The following is a 15,579-nucleotide window of genomic DNA, read 5'->3' as shown; positions in this document are numbered from 1 at the left end:
CGGTCATGCCGCACTACCGCTACCGCGCATTGACCAAGGCCGGCGAGATCATTCTCGGCGACGTCGACGCGCCCTCGCGCGAGGAGGTGCTGCGGCGCATCGAGTATCTCGGCCACCTGCCGGTCGAGGCCGAGATCGCAGGCCGCAGCGCGCTGCGCGCCAGCGTTTCGAGCGGGAGCCTGCCCCGGCAACGCGAGCTGACCACGTTCCTGCGCCTGCTGGCGCTGCTGCTTCGCTCCGGACTGACGCTGGAAGCTGCGCTCCAGACGCTGGAGGAAGACACCAACAAGGCGGTGGCCCGCTTTGCCGGCGGGCTGCGCTCCGCGGTCTCCGGCGGCGACGGCTTCGCCGAGGCACTCGAGCGCCACAACCAGATCATCGAGCCAATCTACGTCGCGATGGTGCGCGCCGGCGAAGCGTCCGGCAAGCTGGAAGTGGTGCTGCGGGCGATCGTCGAGGACCGGACCCGGCGCGAGCAGTTGTCGCAACGGATCACGTCGGCGGTCCGCTATCCGATGTTCCTGGTCGGGTCGGCGCTCGTCATCCTGTTTTTCTTCCTGCTCTATGTCGTGCCGCAATTCGAGTCGGTATTCAGCGAGCTGCGCGGACGTCTCAATTCCGGCGCGGCCTTTGCGCTCACGATGTCCACCTGGCTGCGCGCCCATCTCGACACGTTCCTTGGCGGCTGCGGCGCGGTGCTGGTGCTGGGTTGGCTGATCCTGCGTCAGCCGGCCGCGCGCGCATCGCTGATGTCTTTGCTCGCGACCATTCCCGGCATCTCCGGCCCGATGCATGATCGTCGCACCGCCCGCTTCATCGGGACGCTCGGGCTGCTGGTCGAGAACGGGGTCGCCTTGCCGACCGCGCTGAAGATCCTGCGCGATATCATGACCGAGCCCCGCTACGCGGCGGCCGTCGATAAGGTGCACGAGCAGGTGCGCAACGGCCGCCGTTTTATCGAGGCACTGGCCGAGAGCGACCTGGTGCCGCCGCTTGCGGTCCGCATGCTCCGGGTCGGTGACGAGACCGGCGACCTGTCGGCCATCGCGCAGCACGCCGCCGATCTCTATGAGCAGCGGCTCGCCATCGGCCTCGACCGGCTGATGGGTGCGATCGGACCGATCACCATCATCGCGGTCAGCATCGGTATCGGAACGCTGGTGGTATCGATCATGAGTGCCCTGCTCAGCATCACCGAGCTTGCGATGTAGGGATGGCTGATGACGCGCGCGACAATCACCGGTTCGACGGCGGGCTCCACCCTGATCGAGATGATGGCGGTGATGCTGATCATCGCGATGTTGGCATCGCTGGTGGTGACGATGGTTCCGGGCACCGGGCGCGCCAGCCTGAAGGCGTTGACGCTGCAGACCGCAGCGCTGCTGCGACGCGAGCGGCTTGCGGCAATTCTCACCGGACAAAGCCGCCGCGTGTCGCTCGACGGAAATGCGCGAACGATCGTCGGGCAGGCCGGCACGATTGCGATCCCTCGCGACGTCCGGGTCGATGTGATCGGCGTGAACGAGCTCTGGTCGGGACGACAGGCGGTGGTGCGGTTCGAGCCGGACGGCGCTTCGACCGGATCGGTGCTGAGATTCTCGTGGGAGAATGTGCGCTATGAGGTGGACGTCAACTGGTATAATGGCCGCGTTGCGGTCGATCTGCCCTGATCCTCGTTCGGCATGTGCGGGGTTCACCTTGATCGAGGCGCTGGTGGCATTGGCGCTGCTGCTCGCGTTCGTGTCGGTGCTCGGTCCGCATCTGTTCTACGCGCGCCGGATCGCGGACCGGATCGACGGCCGTATTGCGGCACAGGTCATGTTGCGCACGATCCTGGATTCGCCGGTCGACCGCTCGATCCTCGCCAATGGAACGCGTGACGGCGAGACCGCCGGTCTGCGCTGGTCCGTCACATCGGAGCCCATGTTCGTCGATGCCATGGCCGTGCGGCGGGATGCGCCGGCCGCAGCCGCACCGGACAAGAAGGAGGAGCCCGGCACCAAACGCCTGAACTGGATCGCATATCATCTCGTAGCGACAGTGTCGTGGGCGCCCGGACAGACGGTCAGCGCGGATACGCTGCGGCTCGGATTGGGAGCCGACGAATGAGCGCAGCGCTTCGAAGCGGGCTCCGTGCGGCATCCGGCTTCACGCTGATCGAGGTGCTGGCCGCGCTCGCGATCGGGTCTGCGGTGATTGCCGCAACCGCCGTTCTGATCAACAACGTTGCGCTGAATTTCGACCGCAGGACAGGTCTGGTGGGAAAGACCGATCAGTTGCTGCTCGCGGTCGACCGCCTCACGGCGGACATCGGGTCCGCCCGGCAAATGAAACAGGGTGACGGCGCGGACGCGACGGCCGCCTTCAACGGCGATGCGAACCAGATGACGTTCGTCACCGGAAGCAGTGCGGGCGGCGGCCGGGGTGAGGAAGTGGTCAGCCTGCAGGTCGAGGAGACGGATGGCGTCAACCATCTGGTCCGGCGCCGTGCTCGATGGCAAGGACAACGCACGCCGTTTGCGAGCGTCGCACTGCAGGACCCCGTCGGTGTGATCGAAGGTCAGGTCGACATCGCGTTTGCATTCGGAAGCACTGGTCCGGACGGCACCTTGTCCTGGAGCACAACATGGATCGGGCAGCCGCTCTTGCCGCGCTTGGTGCGGCTGACCGTTCGAGACCGCGCGAGCGGGGCCGATCTGTTGCCCGGCGTTCAGTTCACGCTGCGCGCCGACGCGCCGATCGGCTGTGCCCAGCCGGGAGCCAACGCCGACTGCGTCACCGGCAAGTCCGCACCGCCGAAGGAGACGCCGGCCAAGGATCCGCCGCCAGGAGCGCGCCGATGAGCAGCCTTCGCACCCAACGCGGCATGGTCCTGCTCGCTGTGCTGTGGGCGATCGCGCTGTGCGCCGCCCTCGCCATGGCAACGTCGACGACGTTTCGCAGCCTCGCCGGCATCGTTCGGATCGACCGGGAGCGTGTGCAAGCCGACGGACTCCTGACCGCGGGTCTCGAGGCCGCCGCCGGTATTGTTGCGGCGCTGCGAGACGCCCCGCCCGCCGAGCGCACCGCTACGCTGACATTCGCGACCGGATCCGTTCAGCTTACCATCAGCGATGAGGGCGGCCGGATCGACATCGGAAAGGCACCGGTCGAACTGCTCGCCTCACTGCTCCGCTATGTCGGTGCCGAGGATGACGATGCCGGCATCGTCGCGCAACGGATCGTCGCGCTGCGCGACATCGCAGGGCAAGCGCGATCGAACGATGCGCAGCCGCGGCCGGGCGATGCGGCGAAGCCACCGGCACCCGGTACACCTGACCAGCCGGCGGCAGCGCCCGCGCCGTTCACCGACATTGGGCAGATCGCTGATATCCCCGGCATGCAGCCGCAATGGATGGCAGCGATGGCGCCCCTGATCACCGTCTTCGGCAGCGACGGCGTCAATCCGCTCACCGCGCCGGTCGCGGTGCTGCGGGCCTTGCCGTCGTTCGATGCGGAGCATCTTGATGCCTTCCTCGACATGCGGAGCTCGCCGTTCGTTGATCCCGAGCGGCTCTCCTTCCTGCTCGGACCGGCGCAGAAATACCTGAAGGTTCCGCAGACGCATGTGGTCGCGGTGGACCTCGTCGCCGGCACGACCGGCGGATACAGCGCCGCAGCCAGGGCGTTCATCGTGCTGCTCCCCGACGACAAGCAACCGTATCGGGTCCTGGCCTGGACACCGATATCGCGGTTCGCAAGGACAGGCGTCGTCGCATCGCTGGAGGCGCGCTGATGAACATCGAATTGATCATGCGGCGCTGGATCGACATCCTCGCCCGTCTTTGGCTCGGCTGGCAGGAGCGCCGCCGCGCCAGGCACTGGTTGAAGGTGACGAGGGTCGGCAGCGACTGGGTCGTTGAAGACGCGACGAAATCGGCGAGATCGACCTTCGCGGCGGGGGCTGCGGAAAATGCGCTACCGGATGAGATCATCCGCGCCGCACAGAAATCCTTCGTCATTCTCGAGCTTCCTGCCTCCGATATCGTTTCGCGCGCGATGAATGTTCCGGCGCAGGCACGCGATCTGCTAGCCGGCATCGTGCGCAACCAGATCGAGCGACTGTTTCCGTGGCGGGCGAGCCAGGCCGCCTACGGCTTCAATGTGGCAACCAGCGCGGATGCAAACATCCTCAATGTCGAGATCCTCGCCACCTCGCGCGCGACACTCGATGACGCGTGCGGCCAACTCGGCGCGTTGGGGCTGCGGGTCGACCGGGTCGTCGCGGGCAAGGACCGCGGTGACGGAACGGTCACGCTGTGGTCCCGCCTCGCTGAGGCGACCGACAGCAATCTCTCGCGGACGCGCCGAATGGTCGTCGGGCTGATGGTCGCTGCGGTCTGTCTGACGCTAGTGGTCAACGTCTCGGCCTTCATGAACGCTGCATCCGCGGACAGCGAGAGCGACGAGATCGGATCGCGCCTTGCGACGCTGCAGCGCCAGATCAAGGGCAATTCGTCGAAAGAGGCGATCGCCTCGCTCGCGCCGGCCGAACGCGCGCGCGCCCTGAAGGAGACATCGCCGGTCGCGGTGGTCGTCGTCGAAGCACTGTCGCGCGCCCTCCCCGACACGTCCTATCTGACGGAACTGAATATGGACGGTTCGACGCTGCGCATCGTGGGCCTCGCCGGCGATGCACCGTCGCTGATCGCACCGCTCGAGCGCTCCGGACATTTCAGGGATGTGCATTTCTTTGCCCCGACAACGCGCAATGCCGACGGCGCTCGCTTCGTGTTTCACATCGAGGCACGCGTCGAGCCGCATGTCAGGATCGATGGAGAGTGAAGCGTGCTGAAGGCGAAGCTGAACCTCAACTTCGACATCAACCGCGAGCAAGTTCTCGCGACCGGCGGTTTCTGCGCGCTGCTGCTGATCTGCGCGATCGCGATTGCGGGCGCGTTGCAGGCACGCTCCAGCGCCCTGCAGCACCTCGCCGAACAGCGCGACGAACTGGCGGCGCTCGAGCTGCGTTCGCGGCCGACCGCCAACAAGCGTACACAGACCCAACGCCTCGCTGCGCCGGCGGCGGCTTTCCTCGATGCGCCGACCAGCGGCCTCGCCACCGCGCAGCTCCAGGCTTATCTGTCCGAACTGGTGCTGAACCAGCACGCAGTGCTGGTCTCGTCCGGGATTCCCGCTGATCGCGACGACAAGAACGACGCCATCAGGCTCCAGATCTCCCTCAATGCCACGCTGGCGGCATTGCAGACGTTGCTGTACCGGCTTGAAAGCGGCGCGCCCTATGTGTTCGTCGACGCATTGCTGGTGCAGCCGGGGGGATCCACCGAGCGAACTGCCGGTGATCCGGTCCTGAAGGTCACCCTGACGGTGCACGCTTTCTGGCGCCGCCGGACGGCTTGATCGATCGCAACCGTGCAAGAGCGGGCGAACCCGAGGAAAGCTACTCGGCCGCTGCTCTCAACTGGCCCCGGAAGTAATCGATCGTTCGCTCGAGGCCACGGCCGAGATCGATGGTCGGCTCCCAACCGAGCACCGAACGCGCCAGCGAGATGTCCGGCTGCCTCTGACGTGGGTCGTCGGACGGCAACGGCGCGAACACCAGCCTGCTTCTTGATCCGGTCATGGCAATGACCTGCTCGGCCAGCTCGCGGATGGTGAACTCCCTGGGATTGCCGATGTTGATCGGCCCGGTGAAATCGTTGGGCGTGTTCATGGTGCGGATCATCGCCTCGATCAGATCGTCGACGTAGCAGAAGCTGCGGGTCTGGCGGCCATCTCCGTAGATGGTGATGTCGTTGCCGCCGAGCGCCTGGACGATGAAGTTCGACACCACCCGACCATCGTTGGGGTGCATACGGGGACCATAGGTATTGAATATCCGCACAACCTTGATCCGCAGGCCGTGCTGGCGCCAATAGTCGAAGAACAACGTCTCGGCACAGCGCTTGCCTTCGTCATAGCAGGAGCGCAGCCCGATCGGATTGACGTGTCCCCAGTAGGATTCGACCTGCGGATGGATTTCCGGATCGCCATAGACCTCCGAGGTCGAGGCCTGGAGGATCTTGGCCTTCACGCGCTTGGCAAGTCCGAGCATGTTGATGGCGCCGTGGACGCTGGTCTTGGTCGTCTGCACCGGATCGAACTGGTAATGGATCGGCGAAGCGGGGCACGCCAGATTGTAGATCTGGTCGACTTCGACATAGAGCGGGAACGTTACATCGTGGCGCATGATCTCGAAGCGTGGACTGCCGATCAGATGCGCGATGTTGGCCCTGCTGCCGGTGAAGTAGTTGTCGACGCAGAGCACATCGTGGCCCTGCCCGACCAGCCGCTCGCACAGATGCGAACCTAGAAACCCGGCTCCGCCGGTCACCAGCACCTTTGCCACGTCACTCTCTCTTCATGTCGGGGCTTGAAGCCGGTTGCCAGACCCACGCACGCCGAGCCGCGGGAACATAGCCCGCGACATGCGAGCAATCGCCGCTCTGCGAGCCGAACACCGTCCACTGTGTGATCTTCCAGACTTCGTTGCGGCGAAGCGACGCGCCGGCAAGGACACAGCTATTCCAGGGAGCAACCACGAATTGGATATCGTAGCAGCCCGGCACGATGCGCGAGACCGTGTGAAATCGCGAAGGCGGCAACGCCCCGGCAAACTGGTCCGGCCCCCATTGCCCTGCCCCGCACGGCGAAATGTAGAGGTGCTGCAGCGGCGTGTTCGAGGCGTTGACGATGGTGAATTCAGCCGCGTCCGCAGCAGACGAGAGCATCGCCGCCATCGCCGTCACAACGAGCCGTTGATAAGATGAGCGATGCATGTGAGGCGAACGCACTGCGGACATTGATTGCAGCTGCCGCGTGGCAGGCAATGAAGGATAGCATCGCGCCATTGCAGTTTTATGGCGTTTCCCGTTGTAATTGTCTCGTTCGCAATGCGATGCGTGAATGCCTGCGCAGTACCGAGCGCTCGCGGCGGGCCATCCGGCAGAGCTTGCGGTACGCGAGATGAACTGATGGGACTTCGCACAGGCTAAACACGCCTGGTGAACTCCGACGATTCACGCTGCCCTAACGTGCAGAAATTTTTCTGAGCATGGATCGGATTTCAGTTGAACAATCCAGCGATCGCAAACTTGAGAACCGCGCTATTTGCGTCCCATTACTTTCGAGTTGACGATGCTCGTTACATCACTGGACAGTTCAATGCGCATATGGCGAGTTGCCTGCTCTTGCAAGCCAACGAGGCGGTGTGGGCGGGCGACAAGGCGGCCGAGCGCCGACTCAAGGGGTTGATCACCAGCGAAGTGCAGATGATCGAATCCAAGGGCGTCGATCCAATCCGCCTGCGCAATTTTGTTCGCGCGATTATGTCGTCGAACGAGGGCTGGGTCGTGCCCGCCGGCATGGACGAACGCCGATTCGTCGTTCTCGACGTGAATCCGCGTTGCGCCCAAAATCGCACGTACTTTGCGGAGATGAACGAGGAGTTGAATAACGGTGGCCGCGAACGACTGCTGCATGACTTGCTCACGTTTGACCTAAGCCAAGGTGACCTGTGGCGTCTGCCCCAAACGAACGCACTGCTTGAGCAGAAAATTCGATCTCTCGATACAATCAACGACTTCTGGTTCAACCGCCTTCACGAAAGCGACGAGTGGCCTTCGCTGATCAGGTGCGACGACCTTCACGCCGAGTACATTAAATTCGCTCCTCAGACCGGCGTCGGACGCAAGCGTGGCGCCACCGAATTTGGCAAGCGCCTTGGAAACTTGGTCCCAGGTTTGCGCAAGCCTCATCCTTCGCTTGAAGTTTCACCTGGCGTAATAAAGCGGACTTGGTGCTACGAGTTTCCGATGCTAGATCAATGCCGATTGGCGTTTGACGAGCTGCTTGGCCAGCCCGTCGATTGGCCGGCGCTTCCCTCGGGAGAGAGCGAGCGCCGCCGGTGTCGGACTTAGATGATGCCGCGCCTGTCTAGGACGACTGCCGATTGGGATGCGATGGTTCGGCCGCGGTATCGCGGTAAGTGAACGCCCTACCGAATAGCCGCAGCAATCGTATCGCGTCGCCGTGGCGCGGATCCCTCACCGACCCGGCTGACCTACGGCCCAAGCGCCCCCCCCAAAATCCTCCAGCGGCAGACTTCAGATTCTGGGTTGACACGGTTGACGCGCGACCTTCGTCAAGTTGACAGGGTTGTCAGGTCAGAAAATTCCGGCTGCGGCTGGCGAGTTTTCGGGGCGCGTTTGGTCCGTAGGGGTTGGGGCCTCGGGAGGACCCAGAGGGCCTCCTGGCAGATTTGCGCAATACATATAACAACATCGGCAGACAAAGCGGACCCGCTGTTTACGGCGCGACCCTTCGTGCAATTTGATAGTGCGTAATCCTGCAGGGCAGCCAGCCCGAACATCTGTTACTGAGGGCAATTCCGTTCGCCTTGCCCCTGTCATGTAGGACAAAGCACTGGATCGCCCGGTGATCTTCGGCTATCGGATGCCATGGTTGAGTTATCGGCCCTAGCAAAAAACATGAACAGTTTGCCGAACGGCGCGCCCAAAGAAACACGACGTTCAAGAAGCCCAGTATTTGCGAGACGAATCACGGTACCCAGCCGCCCCAACTGAAACCGCCCAAGGCATAGACACAGTAACTTGACCCATCGTGCCACTCCAGTTAGCTACAGATTTTTTGGCTTAAGGCCTTTGCTTTTTGCGCGGCTCATCTCGCCGGGAACTTATCAAAGGAACTCTGGTCAATTGAAATGCCCGGTTCGCCTGTTGTCCTTGCGGGATTGGATATCGGCGCTTGTAACAATCGTGCTTCTTGGCGCGACACCGGGTTGGGCTGCTGACTCCAAGCCCCTCATCGTTGCGGAGAAGAGCCGTGCTGTCGCAAAGAAGGACACCTATTTCATCCTTGTCCTCGACCTCAACCCAAGCATCGAGGAACTCAAGAAGGACGGAGCGGAAGCTCCGGCCATCATGGCGGCGACGGCGACCGCATATGCGCGAGAATTCCTCGCGAAGGCTGAATTCGCCGAGCTCCCAAAGGTCGTTGTCTATTTGATCGCCGTCGACAGCATGGACGAATACAATCGGGCGAACTTCAGCGGCATGAAGCGCTTCGGCACCATTACATTCGAGCGTAATAATCGCGACGTTGTCCGCACCGAAAACAAGATCTCCTTCAATCCGTAAGGGCGTTTCAAATTAACACCGCTGCTCCGGCGAAAGTTTTCTGCGACCATGAAAATGACCCAGGTAAAGAAGAACGTTGTAACGACGATATTGATCGTCGTGGGTTGTGCCGTCGTTGCGAGCGGCTATGAGCTGACGCGAAAGTATATCAACACTCGCATTGATCGAATATTGGCTCAGAAACTCCCGGCGATGGTGCCGCCCTCGCCTCCGAAGACGGTTGTCGTTGAAGGGCAGCCGGCTGGAAACGCGCAGCTTATCGCGAGCATCGGGGCTCTTGACGCGCGTATCAAGGAACTTGAATCGCTGTCATTGGCGACAAATTTCGGAAGCAACTCCGATCGCCCGCCCCTTGTCAGCGATTACCGCGGCGTCGGCGCCCCGGTGTTTGCGTTGTTCGACCGGGTCGGTCCGTATCGCAAGAATGGTCTTTTCGAGATCTATGGAGCAAGCCTGCGCGAACGCCGCAGCGGAGCAATTCGGGTCAGTGAGGCCGATCTCGAAATCACGCACGACGAAGCCTGGGTCATCTGGTCACCGGACTATAGTCCAGCCCGCGACGCGACGCATCTGGAGGTGGATTTCGCAGCGGTTCCCACTGCGGGAAAGCTCACCATTGGCTTTATTGGCAAGGACGGTCAGGCCAGCGCCTATACGATCAATCTTGGACCGCCCACCCTCGCTCCAACAGGGCTTCTACCTCCGCTGCTTCCAACGGACATCGTCGCAAAGGCGAATGCGGCGAACTCAATTGGAGAACCTCATCCGTCGGCAAACAAGGTGATTGCTCCACTGCCGGCAAATCTTGTGCTGCAGCTTCGCAATGGGCAGCGCGACCAGATCCAGCAGTGGTTTGTGAAAATAAATGGCGCAGCCGGGACAACGGTACGCTTCAAAAGTCTGGCGTTGATCCGGCCAATGCCCGCCGCCACCACCATTGGCGTCACGTTATCGGGGCGCGTGTCGGGAGCAGATATTCCCCCGGAAACGCCGATCGAACTGCTTGACGATTCCGGCCGGGTGACCAAACAAACGCTCGGGGCCGATGGCGGCTTTGCCTTTAAAGGCATCGATCCCGCGCAACCCGTCTCGCTGCGCGTGCGGTATCCGCAGCTGGAGCACTTCGCGACCCTCGGAAGGTGGTTCGTACCGGGTTATAGCCGGGACGACATTTCGATCGACATGAAGCCACACTACTTCAACAGCGATGGACACGCTCCCGATCCAAAGACAGCACGATTTGTGGGACCGCGCGTACCTTCGCCAGACTCCGCTCTCTATGAACCCCATTCACGTCAATATTGGCCCGGCGGAAGCCAGGTGCAGGAATACGATTCGACGACGTTCACCAACAATCACGGCTATCAAGATCGCGACCGTTTTTTCGATAATCCTGATAAGTGCGTTCGTCTGGCGAGCACTGGCGGCAGCGATATGGTCGCGCTTCAGGTTCGGGCCTTCGAGAAATTCAATATCATCCTTGAGGAAACGCTCGGCGTTGCGCTCGGCAGATGCGTCGAGGTGATTTCAGCCGCCACCGACAATGGCGACCTTGGTACGAATTATCCTCGCATTCGTGACTATACGTCTAAGTTCAATGTCGATCACACGCTGGTGTCGATGGCTTCCGGTCTGGTCTATCAGGTCAACCCGCAAATGCTGCACGATGGCCTTGGCTTCGATCCGGAAAATAGCGCCTTGCCGAACTTCTACTATGACAAGAGCGGATCCTTCACTTTTCGTGCGGCATCCCCCGTCTATCCGGTGTTTATGAGCAAGCCAACCCATCCGGAGTACGTCAAGGGCATTCCGTTCGGCTACACGTTGAGTGTGCCTTTTGACGTGATGCCCGATCCCGGCAAGGAGGCTTTTCGGTACTGGACAGAGATAGTCAAGTACATCGAGCAGCATCATCCTGGCCAGAAATTCATCTTCCACACCGGCATCGACCAGGCCCAATGCCGCAAAGGCTGTGAGACGACATTGACGCTTGCGGATGGCAGGACTGTCCCCGTCGGCGCAAAAATCTATGCGAAAGACGTGACCGAATACTGCCAGAAAAACAACTATCAGTGCATCAATCCGACCTTCTCGGATGCCTACGGCGAGATGCCAAACCTGCTGACATTCGAATTCGACGGTCACTATTCGCCACTCGGTCATCAATGGCTGGCTCAGCAGTTGACCGCACCGTTGGCGGATATCTTGCGTGCGCCTTCAAGATGAGAACATGGCGACCATCGCAGACCGCGGCTCGGGTAAGCACCCGGCTCTTGCTCTGCATTGCGCTGCTTCCGATCGCGGCGAAGGCAGCAGAGCCCGATCCTGTCGTTCGTCCGCTTCCGTATCCATTTTCCCACGTCGTGAGCTTCATCAGCGATGTCGATGAGCAGCGTCCGTGGCACGGGGCAGCGATCCACCGGGTCTTTAACGAAGATCTCGGCTTGACGATATCGGACTCGCTGTGGCCGCAGGGCGGCACTCCCCTGACGTCAGCACTTTTCTTGGGACCAGGGCGACTAAATCGACGCAATTCAGGCGCCGGCAGCGAACCCACCTTCGCGTTGTTACTCCGCCAATGGCACCGTGGTAACATCGATCATTTCCACGGTTGGAGCGAGGACGGAGTTCTACAACTACAAAATCAGATTGATCCTCCCCTTGCGCTGTCTGCCGTCCGAACCAGTCAAGAACTACCCAAGGTTCCCGTCGCTATCTCCGGTCAAGAGGCCCAAAGTGTTCGATTCTATTTTTCCGCAAAGCCGCCAGCCGATTTGACGATCGCCCTGCACGATACCCAGGGCAATAACATGTCTTTCAATTCGGGCTCTATTGGCCGAGGAAAAACGGTCCAAGTCAAAGTCGGCAAACTCGGGTGGATCGTCGAAGTCATCATTCCATCCACCAATTCCGGATCGACGCCGCTGGCGATCAATCCAATGCTTATTGATCGTGTAGACTTCATCGCTCCCTCTTGCGCGGAGGGCTGTCCCGTAAGCCTCATCCGGGTGGAGCGCGATCATTTCAGCCGGCAGATCGTGCTGGACCAAATCCCATGGCTGAAGCGCTGGAATATTCGGCCCCAGATAACGACATCGCACGGTGGAAACACTCTGATTTCAGGGTTTGGAATTGAAGGCGCAGCACTCGATCTCCCCCGAACGCCTGGCACCGTCTTTACCGACCCCGCAACAGTGGTTCACCGTGAAGCGATGGCCGATCGCATAGACACGTATGCGTATTACTCCGACTTGCTCCGCGAACTCTCTGTCCGAGGCGTCTGGCCATACTTCCCGGCCCACGGAACGGATCAGTTTAGCATCGTGGTTTCTGCCAGCACAGCTTCCGACCTTACGAATTTGACCACGACTTACAACGGCCTCTACGATGTTAGACGAACATCAATATTTAACTTCGACCCTTCGAGTGTCCAAGCTTTTGCGGACGGTATGCGATTGACCGCGCCGGAAATGTCAGAAGAAGATCGCCGTTCGCTGTATTGCGCACCCACTTGCGATATCTCTCAAGGCGATGCGCTGCCGGTACTGTTGAGCGACAGCCTTTATCTGATCAACAAGGGGCAGAGAGTAAGGCATTTTTGGTATACGCACTTCGGGTCAGGCGGCTCGGATTTTAAGGCCTCGCAGGAAGAACCGCTCACACCTAAAACACTGAAGTGGATCAGAAGGCTCGCCAACCAGGTCTATAATTTTGACGGAAGCGTGAGCCTCGATCGGCGCCCGTGGTCGCCGCCTGCGAATACCTGGTTCGGCTACCAGATCATGCAGGCGGGAATTAAGCCCAACCTCAAGGTCGGCGCGGGCGGATCTTCAGTCGAAATCACGCCTTGGGAAGATCCCGTCACGCATGTCACTGTCCCGGATTTGAAGGCAGGAACGCGCGACCTGCATGGGCTTACACTCTATGTTAGCGATCCAGAGCAGGCTTCGGTCAACGTCGGGGGCAAATCCGTCGATACCTTTACCCGCAACCCACCCGATGAGACCGGCAAGCCATCGATTACGATCGTCGGCGATAACGCCCCAACGCCGATTATCGGAAAAGTTGCGTTGCAGGACCGCGGCGATGTCAAAATCCGCTCCGGCAAATTCGTCGACGTGACGCCGGCCAACGACTTCGTCAGCCTCGAAGCCGACACTGCGGGGCAAGCCGGGATCGTTTTCAAGCCCTGGAGCCTCGATCTCTGGAACACCAGTCATTTGCATTTTGCAATCCGGAAACGTTTATCGACGGCCGGTAGTTCAGCCGCATCTTCCGATGCCGCGTTGAAAATCGAAATGCTGATGGAAGACGGCGGCGTCGTAACGGCTCTGGAATCGGCACAGCCGCCAGCAGACCACGAAGGCTCGAGCGTCTGGGTGGTCCCCCCATTGACGGTCCCGGACCAGTGGCGAGCGCACACGCTTGACATCGCGCGTCTCGCCTGGCCAAAGCCACTGGCAAACCAGCAAGACTGGCGGAGGCCGCCATTGCCGCTCGGACGGGTTCGGGAGGTGCGGATCTCGCTGGCTAATGCGGCTCCCGGCGAAGCCATCGACATTCGTGACCTCAAGGCGCTACGTCCCTCAGGTAACGGCGAGGCTCCGGACGGCGGAAAGCTCATTGCCGGCCGCGTCACGCGCGACGGAAGCGCTCCGCTGGCCCTGGTGCCGGTACAACTCACCTCCTCGTCCGGCGAAGTCGTCGACACCACCACAGACGTGGATGGATACTATTTCTTCTACCACCGAAAGCGGGAAGAGCAGCTTACGATCCGCGCGCTCGGTTCCAGCGGATTGTCGTGCTTCCCGCAGCAAGGCCGTAAAATCGAGGTTGTCAAAAACGAAGCGGAACTCGACATCGCGATAAACGAGTGCAGGCATTAGACCATAGTAGCCAATTTCACTCCATTTGCCTGTTTGGTCCGGTGGGTTGAGCCGCCCGCAGCTCAAGGACGACCGGCACGCGGGGCCGCCGACAGGATAGGCCCTGTATTCAGTCTCAGTTGACCGCCAATAAAATAGGGGATATCGGCCTCATTCCAGATCCCGACCGGAAAGCACGGAATTGGGGCCGTTTTCCCGCATTCGGCTTTTCGCTAGGGTCGCCGGGGCGAGACCGCTCGCAAACGTCTTTTCAGTAGAGAAATGGCTCTAAACTCGTTCAGCTTCATCCTCATCACCTTTGCGGCGATTCTGGCCTGCCGCTTATGTGCGCCGCGGCTGATGCGCGAGCTCGTGGTCCTGCTGCTGAGCCTCTATTTCCTCGCAACCTTCATCACGGAATGGGACCAGCTAGCGCTGCTGGCCGCATTTTTGGCCATCGTTTATCTGTTGGGCGTGAGCAAGGCTGCGAATGCAAGCTTCTGGTCGATTGCCACGTCGTTTCTTATTGTCGCGCTGTTTTGGTCCGCCCTGTTTCTATTGAAGGATCCCAACCTTCTCGGCGCCGTCAATCCATTCCATGCCCATCCGGTAAAGCTTATCGGCATTTCCTATATCGTATTTCGGGCGATCACGTTTGTGCTCGAAGTCGCTCCCGGCGACCGGCTGCGTCCGCTGACGTTCCTCAACTATATGATCTTTTTTCCAACACTTCTGGCGGGCCCGATTGAGCGATTTCATCGATTCAATGAAACAAGCAACAAGCCCGTGCCGCTTGAGCCAGCAAGCTTCGATGCCCTGAACCGGGTGCTCAACGGTTTTATCAAAAAGTTTGTCATTGCCGACAACCTCATGGATCTCGGCATCTTTTCGATGATGCCGCACGTAAATGACCTCTCAACTCCTGTTCTCTGGATTGGCGCGATTTCCACGCTGGCACTGCTGTATCTCGATTTCGTCGGCTATTGCGATATCGTTATCGGAGTATCTGCGCTGATGGGTTTCCGGATCGTAGAGAACTTTAACGCACCATTCGCCTCACGTAATTTGCAGGAATTCTGGGGCCGCTGGCACATGTCGCTCGGCTCCGTTATCCAGGATTACGTTTTCTCGCCGCTCAGCAAAGCCGTCTTTGTCAACGTACCACGCGAGAAGCAGATGTACGCGATCGCGTCGATCTATGTCGTGACCATGGTACTCGTGGCGATGTGGCACGGTACGACCATCGGGTTCCTGATTTTCGGAATACTCCAGGGCGCCGTATTGTTTGCAATCCAGATCCGACGTGAATTTGCCCGCGCCAAGGCAAAAGCACGCGGCGTACGGTATGCGCCGTCGCAGACAGCACTCAGTCTGTGGACCGGGCGAATTTCGACCTACGCCTTCGTGTCGCTAACAATGATCTGGTGGCAGGGGTCGCTACCTGACGCGATCACAACCTATCAACGGCTGGTCGGGTGGCACTAATGCGATCATTGCAACCAACGATCCTACAAGTC

The 15,579-nt window shown here is 60.5% G+C and carries 14 protein-coding genes; 12 read left to right on the top strand and 2 right to left on the bottom strand.

The window, feature by feature from the left end:
• The first annotated feature begins 5 nt into the window (after positions 1 to 5).
• The 7 genes from AAFG13_RS38780 to gspM are packed head-to-tail and all read left to right on the top strand — an operon-like array spanning position 6 to position 5,400.
• Positions 6 to 1,211, top strand: a complete 1,206-nt coding sequence (locus AAFG13_RS38780; RefSeq protein ID WP_342710245.1) for a type II secretion system F family protein — start codon at positions 6 to 8, stop codon at positions 1,209 to 1,211.
• Positions 1,212 to 1,220: 9 nt separating this feature from the next.
• Complete coding sequence (locus AAFG13_RS38775) at positions 1,221 to 1,670, top strand: prepilin-type N-terminal cleavage/methylation domain-containing protein (protein WP_342710244.1); 450 nt, start codon at positions 1,221 to 1,223, stop codon at positions 1,668 to 1,670.
• Positions 1,609 to 2,109 carry a prepilin-type N-terminal cleavage/methylation domain-containing protein gene (locus AAFG13_RS38770; RefSeq protein WP_342710243.1) on the top strand — a complete coding sequence of 167 codons (501 nt, stop codon included), beginning with the start codon at positions 1,609 to 1,611 and terminating at the stop codon, positions 2,107 to 2,109. The genes AAFG13_RS38775 and AAFG13_RS38770 overlap by 62 nt, the downstream gene beginning before the upstream one ends.
• Positions 2,106 to 2,843 carry a prepilin-type N-terminal cleavage/methylation domain-containing protein gene (locus tag AAFG13_RS38765; protein ID WP_342710242.1) on the top strand — a complete coding sequence of 246 codons (738 nt, stop codon included), beginning with the start codon at positions 2,106 to 2,108 and terminating at the stop codon, positions 2,841 to 2,843. Before AAFG13_RS38770 ends, AAFG13_RS38765 begins: the two co-directional genes overlap by 4 nt.
• Positions 2,840 to 3,775, top strand: coding sequence for a hypothetical protein (locus AAFG13_RS38760; protein ID WP_342710241.1), 936 nt, complete (start codon positions 2,840 to 2,842; stop codon positions 3,773 to 3,775). The genes AAFG13_RS38765 and AAFG13_RS38760 overlap by 4 nt, the downstream gene beginning before the upstream one ends.
• A complete protein-coding gene (locus AAFG13_RS38755) occupies positions 3,775 to 4,824 on the top strand; it encodes a PilN domain-containing protein (RefSeq protein ID WP_342710240.1) in 1,050 nt (349 codons plus the stop codon). The genes AAFG13_RS38760 and AAFG13_RS38755 overlap by 1 nt, the downstream gene beginning before the upstream one ends.
• A 3-nt stretch (positions 4,825 to 4,827) precedes the next feature.
• Positions 4,828 to 5,400 (top strand): type II secretion system protein GspM, encoded by a 573-nt coding sequence (gspM, locus tag AAFG13_RS38750; protein ID WP_342710239.1) that lies wholly within the window; start codon positions 4,828 to 4,830, stop codon positions 5,398 to 5,400.
• A gap of 40 nt (positions 5,401 to 5,440) precedes the next feature.
• Here the strand turns inward: gspM and AAFG13_RS38745 are convergent, their stop codons facing one another.
• On the bottom strand, positions 5,441 to 6,388 hold the full coding sequence (locus AAFG13_RS38745) for a UDP-glucuronic acid decarboxylase family protein (RefSeq protein WP_342710238.1): 948 nt from the start codon (positions 6,386 to 6,388) through the stop codon (positions 5,441 to 5,443).
• A 1-nt stretch (position 6,389) separates the two neighbouring features.
• Complete coding sequence (locus AAFG13_RS38740) at positions 6,390 to 6,779, bottom strand: hypothetical protein (RefSeq protein WP_342710236.1); 390 nt, start codon at positions 6,777 to 6,779, stop codon at positions 6,390 to 6,392.
• Positions 6,780 to 7,109: 330 nt separating this feature from the next.
• Between AAFG13_RS38740 and AAFG13_RS38735 the strand changes: the two genes are divergently transcribed.
• The 5 genes from AAFG13_RS38735 to AAFG13_RS38715 all read left to right on the top strand — a co-directional run bounded on the left by AAFG13_RS38735 (position 7,110) and on the right by AAFG13_RS38715 (position 15,547).
• Complete coding sequence (locus AAFG13_RS38735; RefSeq protein WP_342710235.1) at positions 7,110 to 7,958, top strand: primase-helicase family protein; 849 nt, start codon at positions 7,110 to 7,112, stop codon at positions 7,956 to 7,958.
• Positions 7,959 to 8,651: 693 nt separating this feature from the next.
• Positions 8,652 to 9,197, top strand: a complete 546-nt coding sequence (locus AAFG13_RS38730) for a hypothetical protein (RefSeq protein WP_342710234.1) — start codon at positions 8,652 to 8,654, stop codon at positions 9,195 to 9,197.
• A 54-nt stretch (positions 9,198 to 9,251) separates the two neighbouring features.
• Entirely contained in the window at positions 9,252 to 11,423 is a 2,172-nt protein-coding gene (locus AAFG13_RS38725) for a hypothetical protein (RefSeq protein WP_342710233.1), read from the top strand.
• Between the two features lie 137 nt (positions 11,424 to 11,560).
• The gene (locus AAFG13_RS38720) at positions 11,561 to 14,083 is read left to right on the top strand and encodes a carboxypeptidase-like regulatory domain-containing protein (protein WP_342710232.1); all 2,523 of its coding nucleotides are present in this window, start codon (positions 11,561 to 11,563) and stop codon (positions 14,081 to 14,083) included.
• 261 nt (positions 14,084 to 14,344) lie between these two features.
• Entirely contained in the window at positions 14,345 to 15,547 is a 1,203-nt protein-coding gene (locus AAFG13_RS38715; protein ID WP_342710231.1) for an MBOAT family O-acyltransferase, read from the top strand.
• Positions 15,548 to 15,579: the final 32 nt, after the last annotated feature.

It is taken from the genome of Bradyrhizobium sp. B124 (genome assembly GCF_038967635.1).
Lineage (GTDB): Bacteria > Pseudomonadota > Alphaproteobacteria > Rhizobiales > Xanthobacteraceae > Bradyrhizobium.
The sequence above is the reverse complement of the archived record's forward strand: the minus strand, read 5'-3'. Positions and strand labels throughout refer to the sequence as shown.

What these genes read in the sequence shown, in the direction of transcription:
- AAFG13_RS38780 (WP_342710245.1), top strand. Translation starts at nt 6, where the DNA reads ATGCCGCACTACCGCTACCGCGCATTGACCAAGGCCGGCGAGATCATT.
- AAFG13_RS38775 (WP_342710244.1), top strand. Translation starts at nt 1,221, where the DNA reads ATGACGCGCGCGACAATCACCGGTTCGACGGCGGGCTCCACCCTGATC.
- AAFG13_RS38770 (WP_342710243.1), top strand. Translation starts at nt 1,609, where the DNA reads ATGTGCGCTATGAGGTGGACGTCAACTGGTATAATGGCCGCGTTGCGG.
- AAFG13_RS38765 (WP_342710242.1), top strand. Translation starts at nt 2,106, where the DNA reads ATGAGCGCAGCGCTTCGAAGCGGGCTCCGTGCGGCATCCGGCTTCACG.
- AAFG13_RS38760 (WP_342710241.1), top strand. Translation starts at nt 2,840, where the DNA reads ATGAGCAGCCTTCGCACCCAACGCGGCATGGTCCTGCTCGCTGTGCTG.
- AAFG13_RS38755 (WP_342710240.1), top strand. Translation starts at nt 3,775, where the DNA reads ATGAACATCGAATTGATCATGCGGCGCTGGATCGACATCCTCGCCCGT.
- AAFG13_RS38740 (WP_342710236.1), bottom strand. Translation starts at nt 6,779, where the DNA reads ATGGCGGCGATGCTCTCGTCTGCTGCGGACGCGGCTGAATTCACCATC.
- AAFG13_RS38725 (WP_342710233.1), top strand. Translation starts at nt 9,252, where the DNA reads ATGACCCAGGTAAAGAAGAACGTTGTAACGACGATATTGATCGTCGTG.
- AAFG13_RS38715 (WP_342710231.1), top strand. Translation starts at nt 14,345, where the DNA reads ATGGCTCTAAACTCGTTCAGCTTCATCCTCATCACCTTTGCGGCGATT.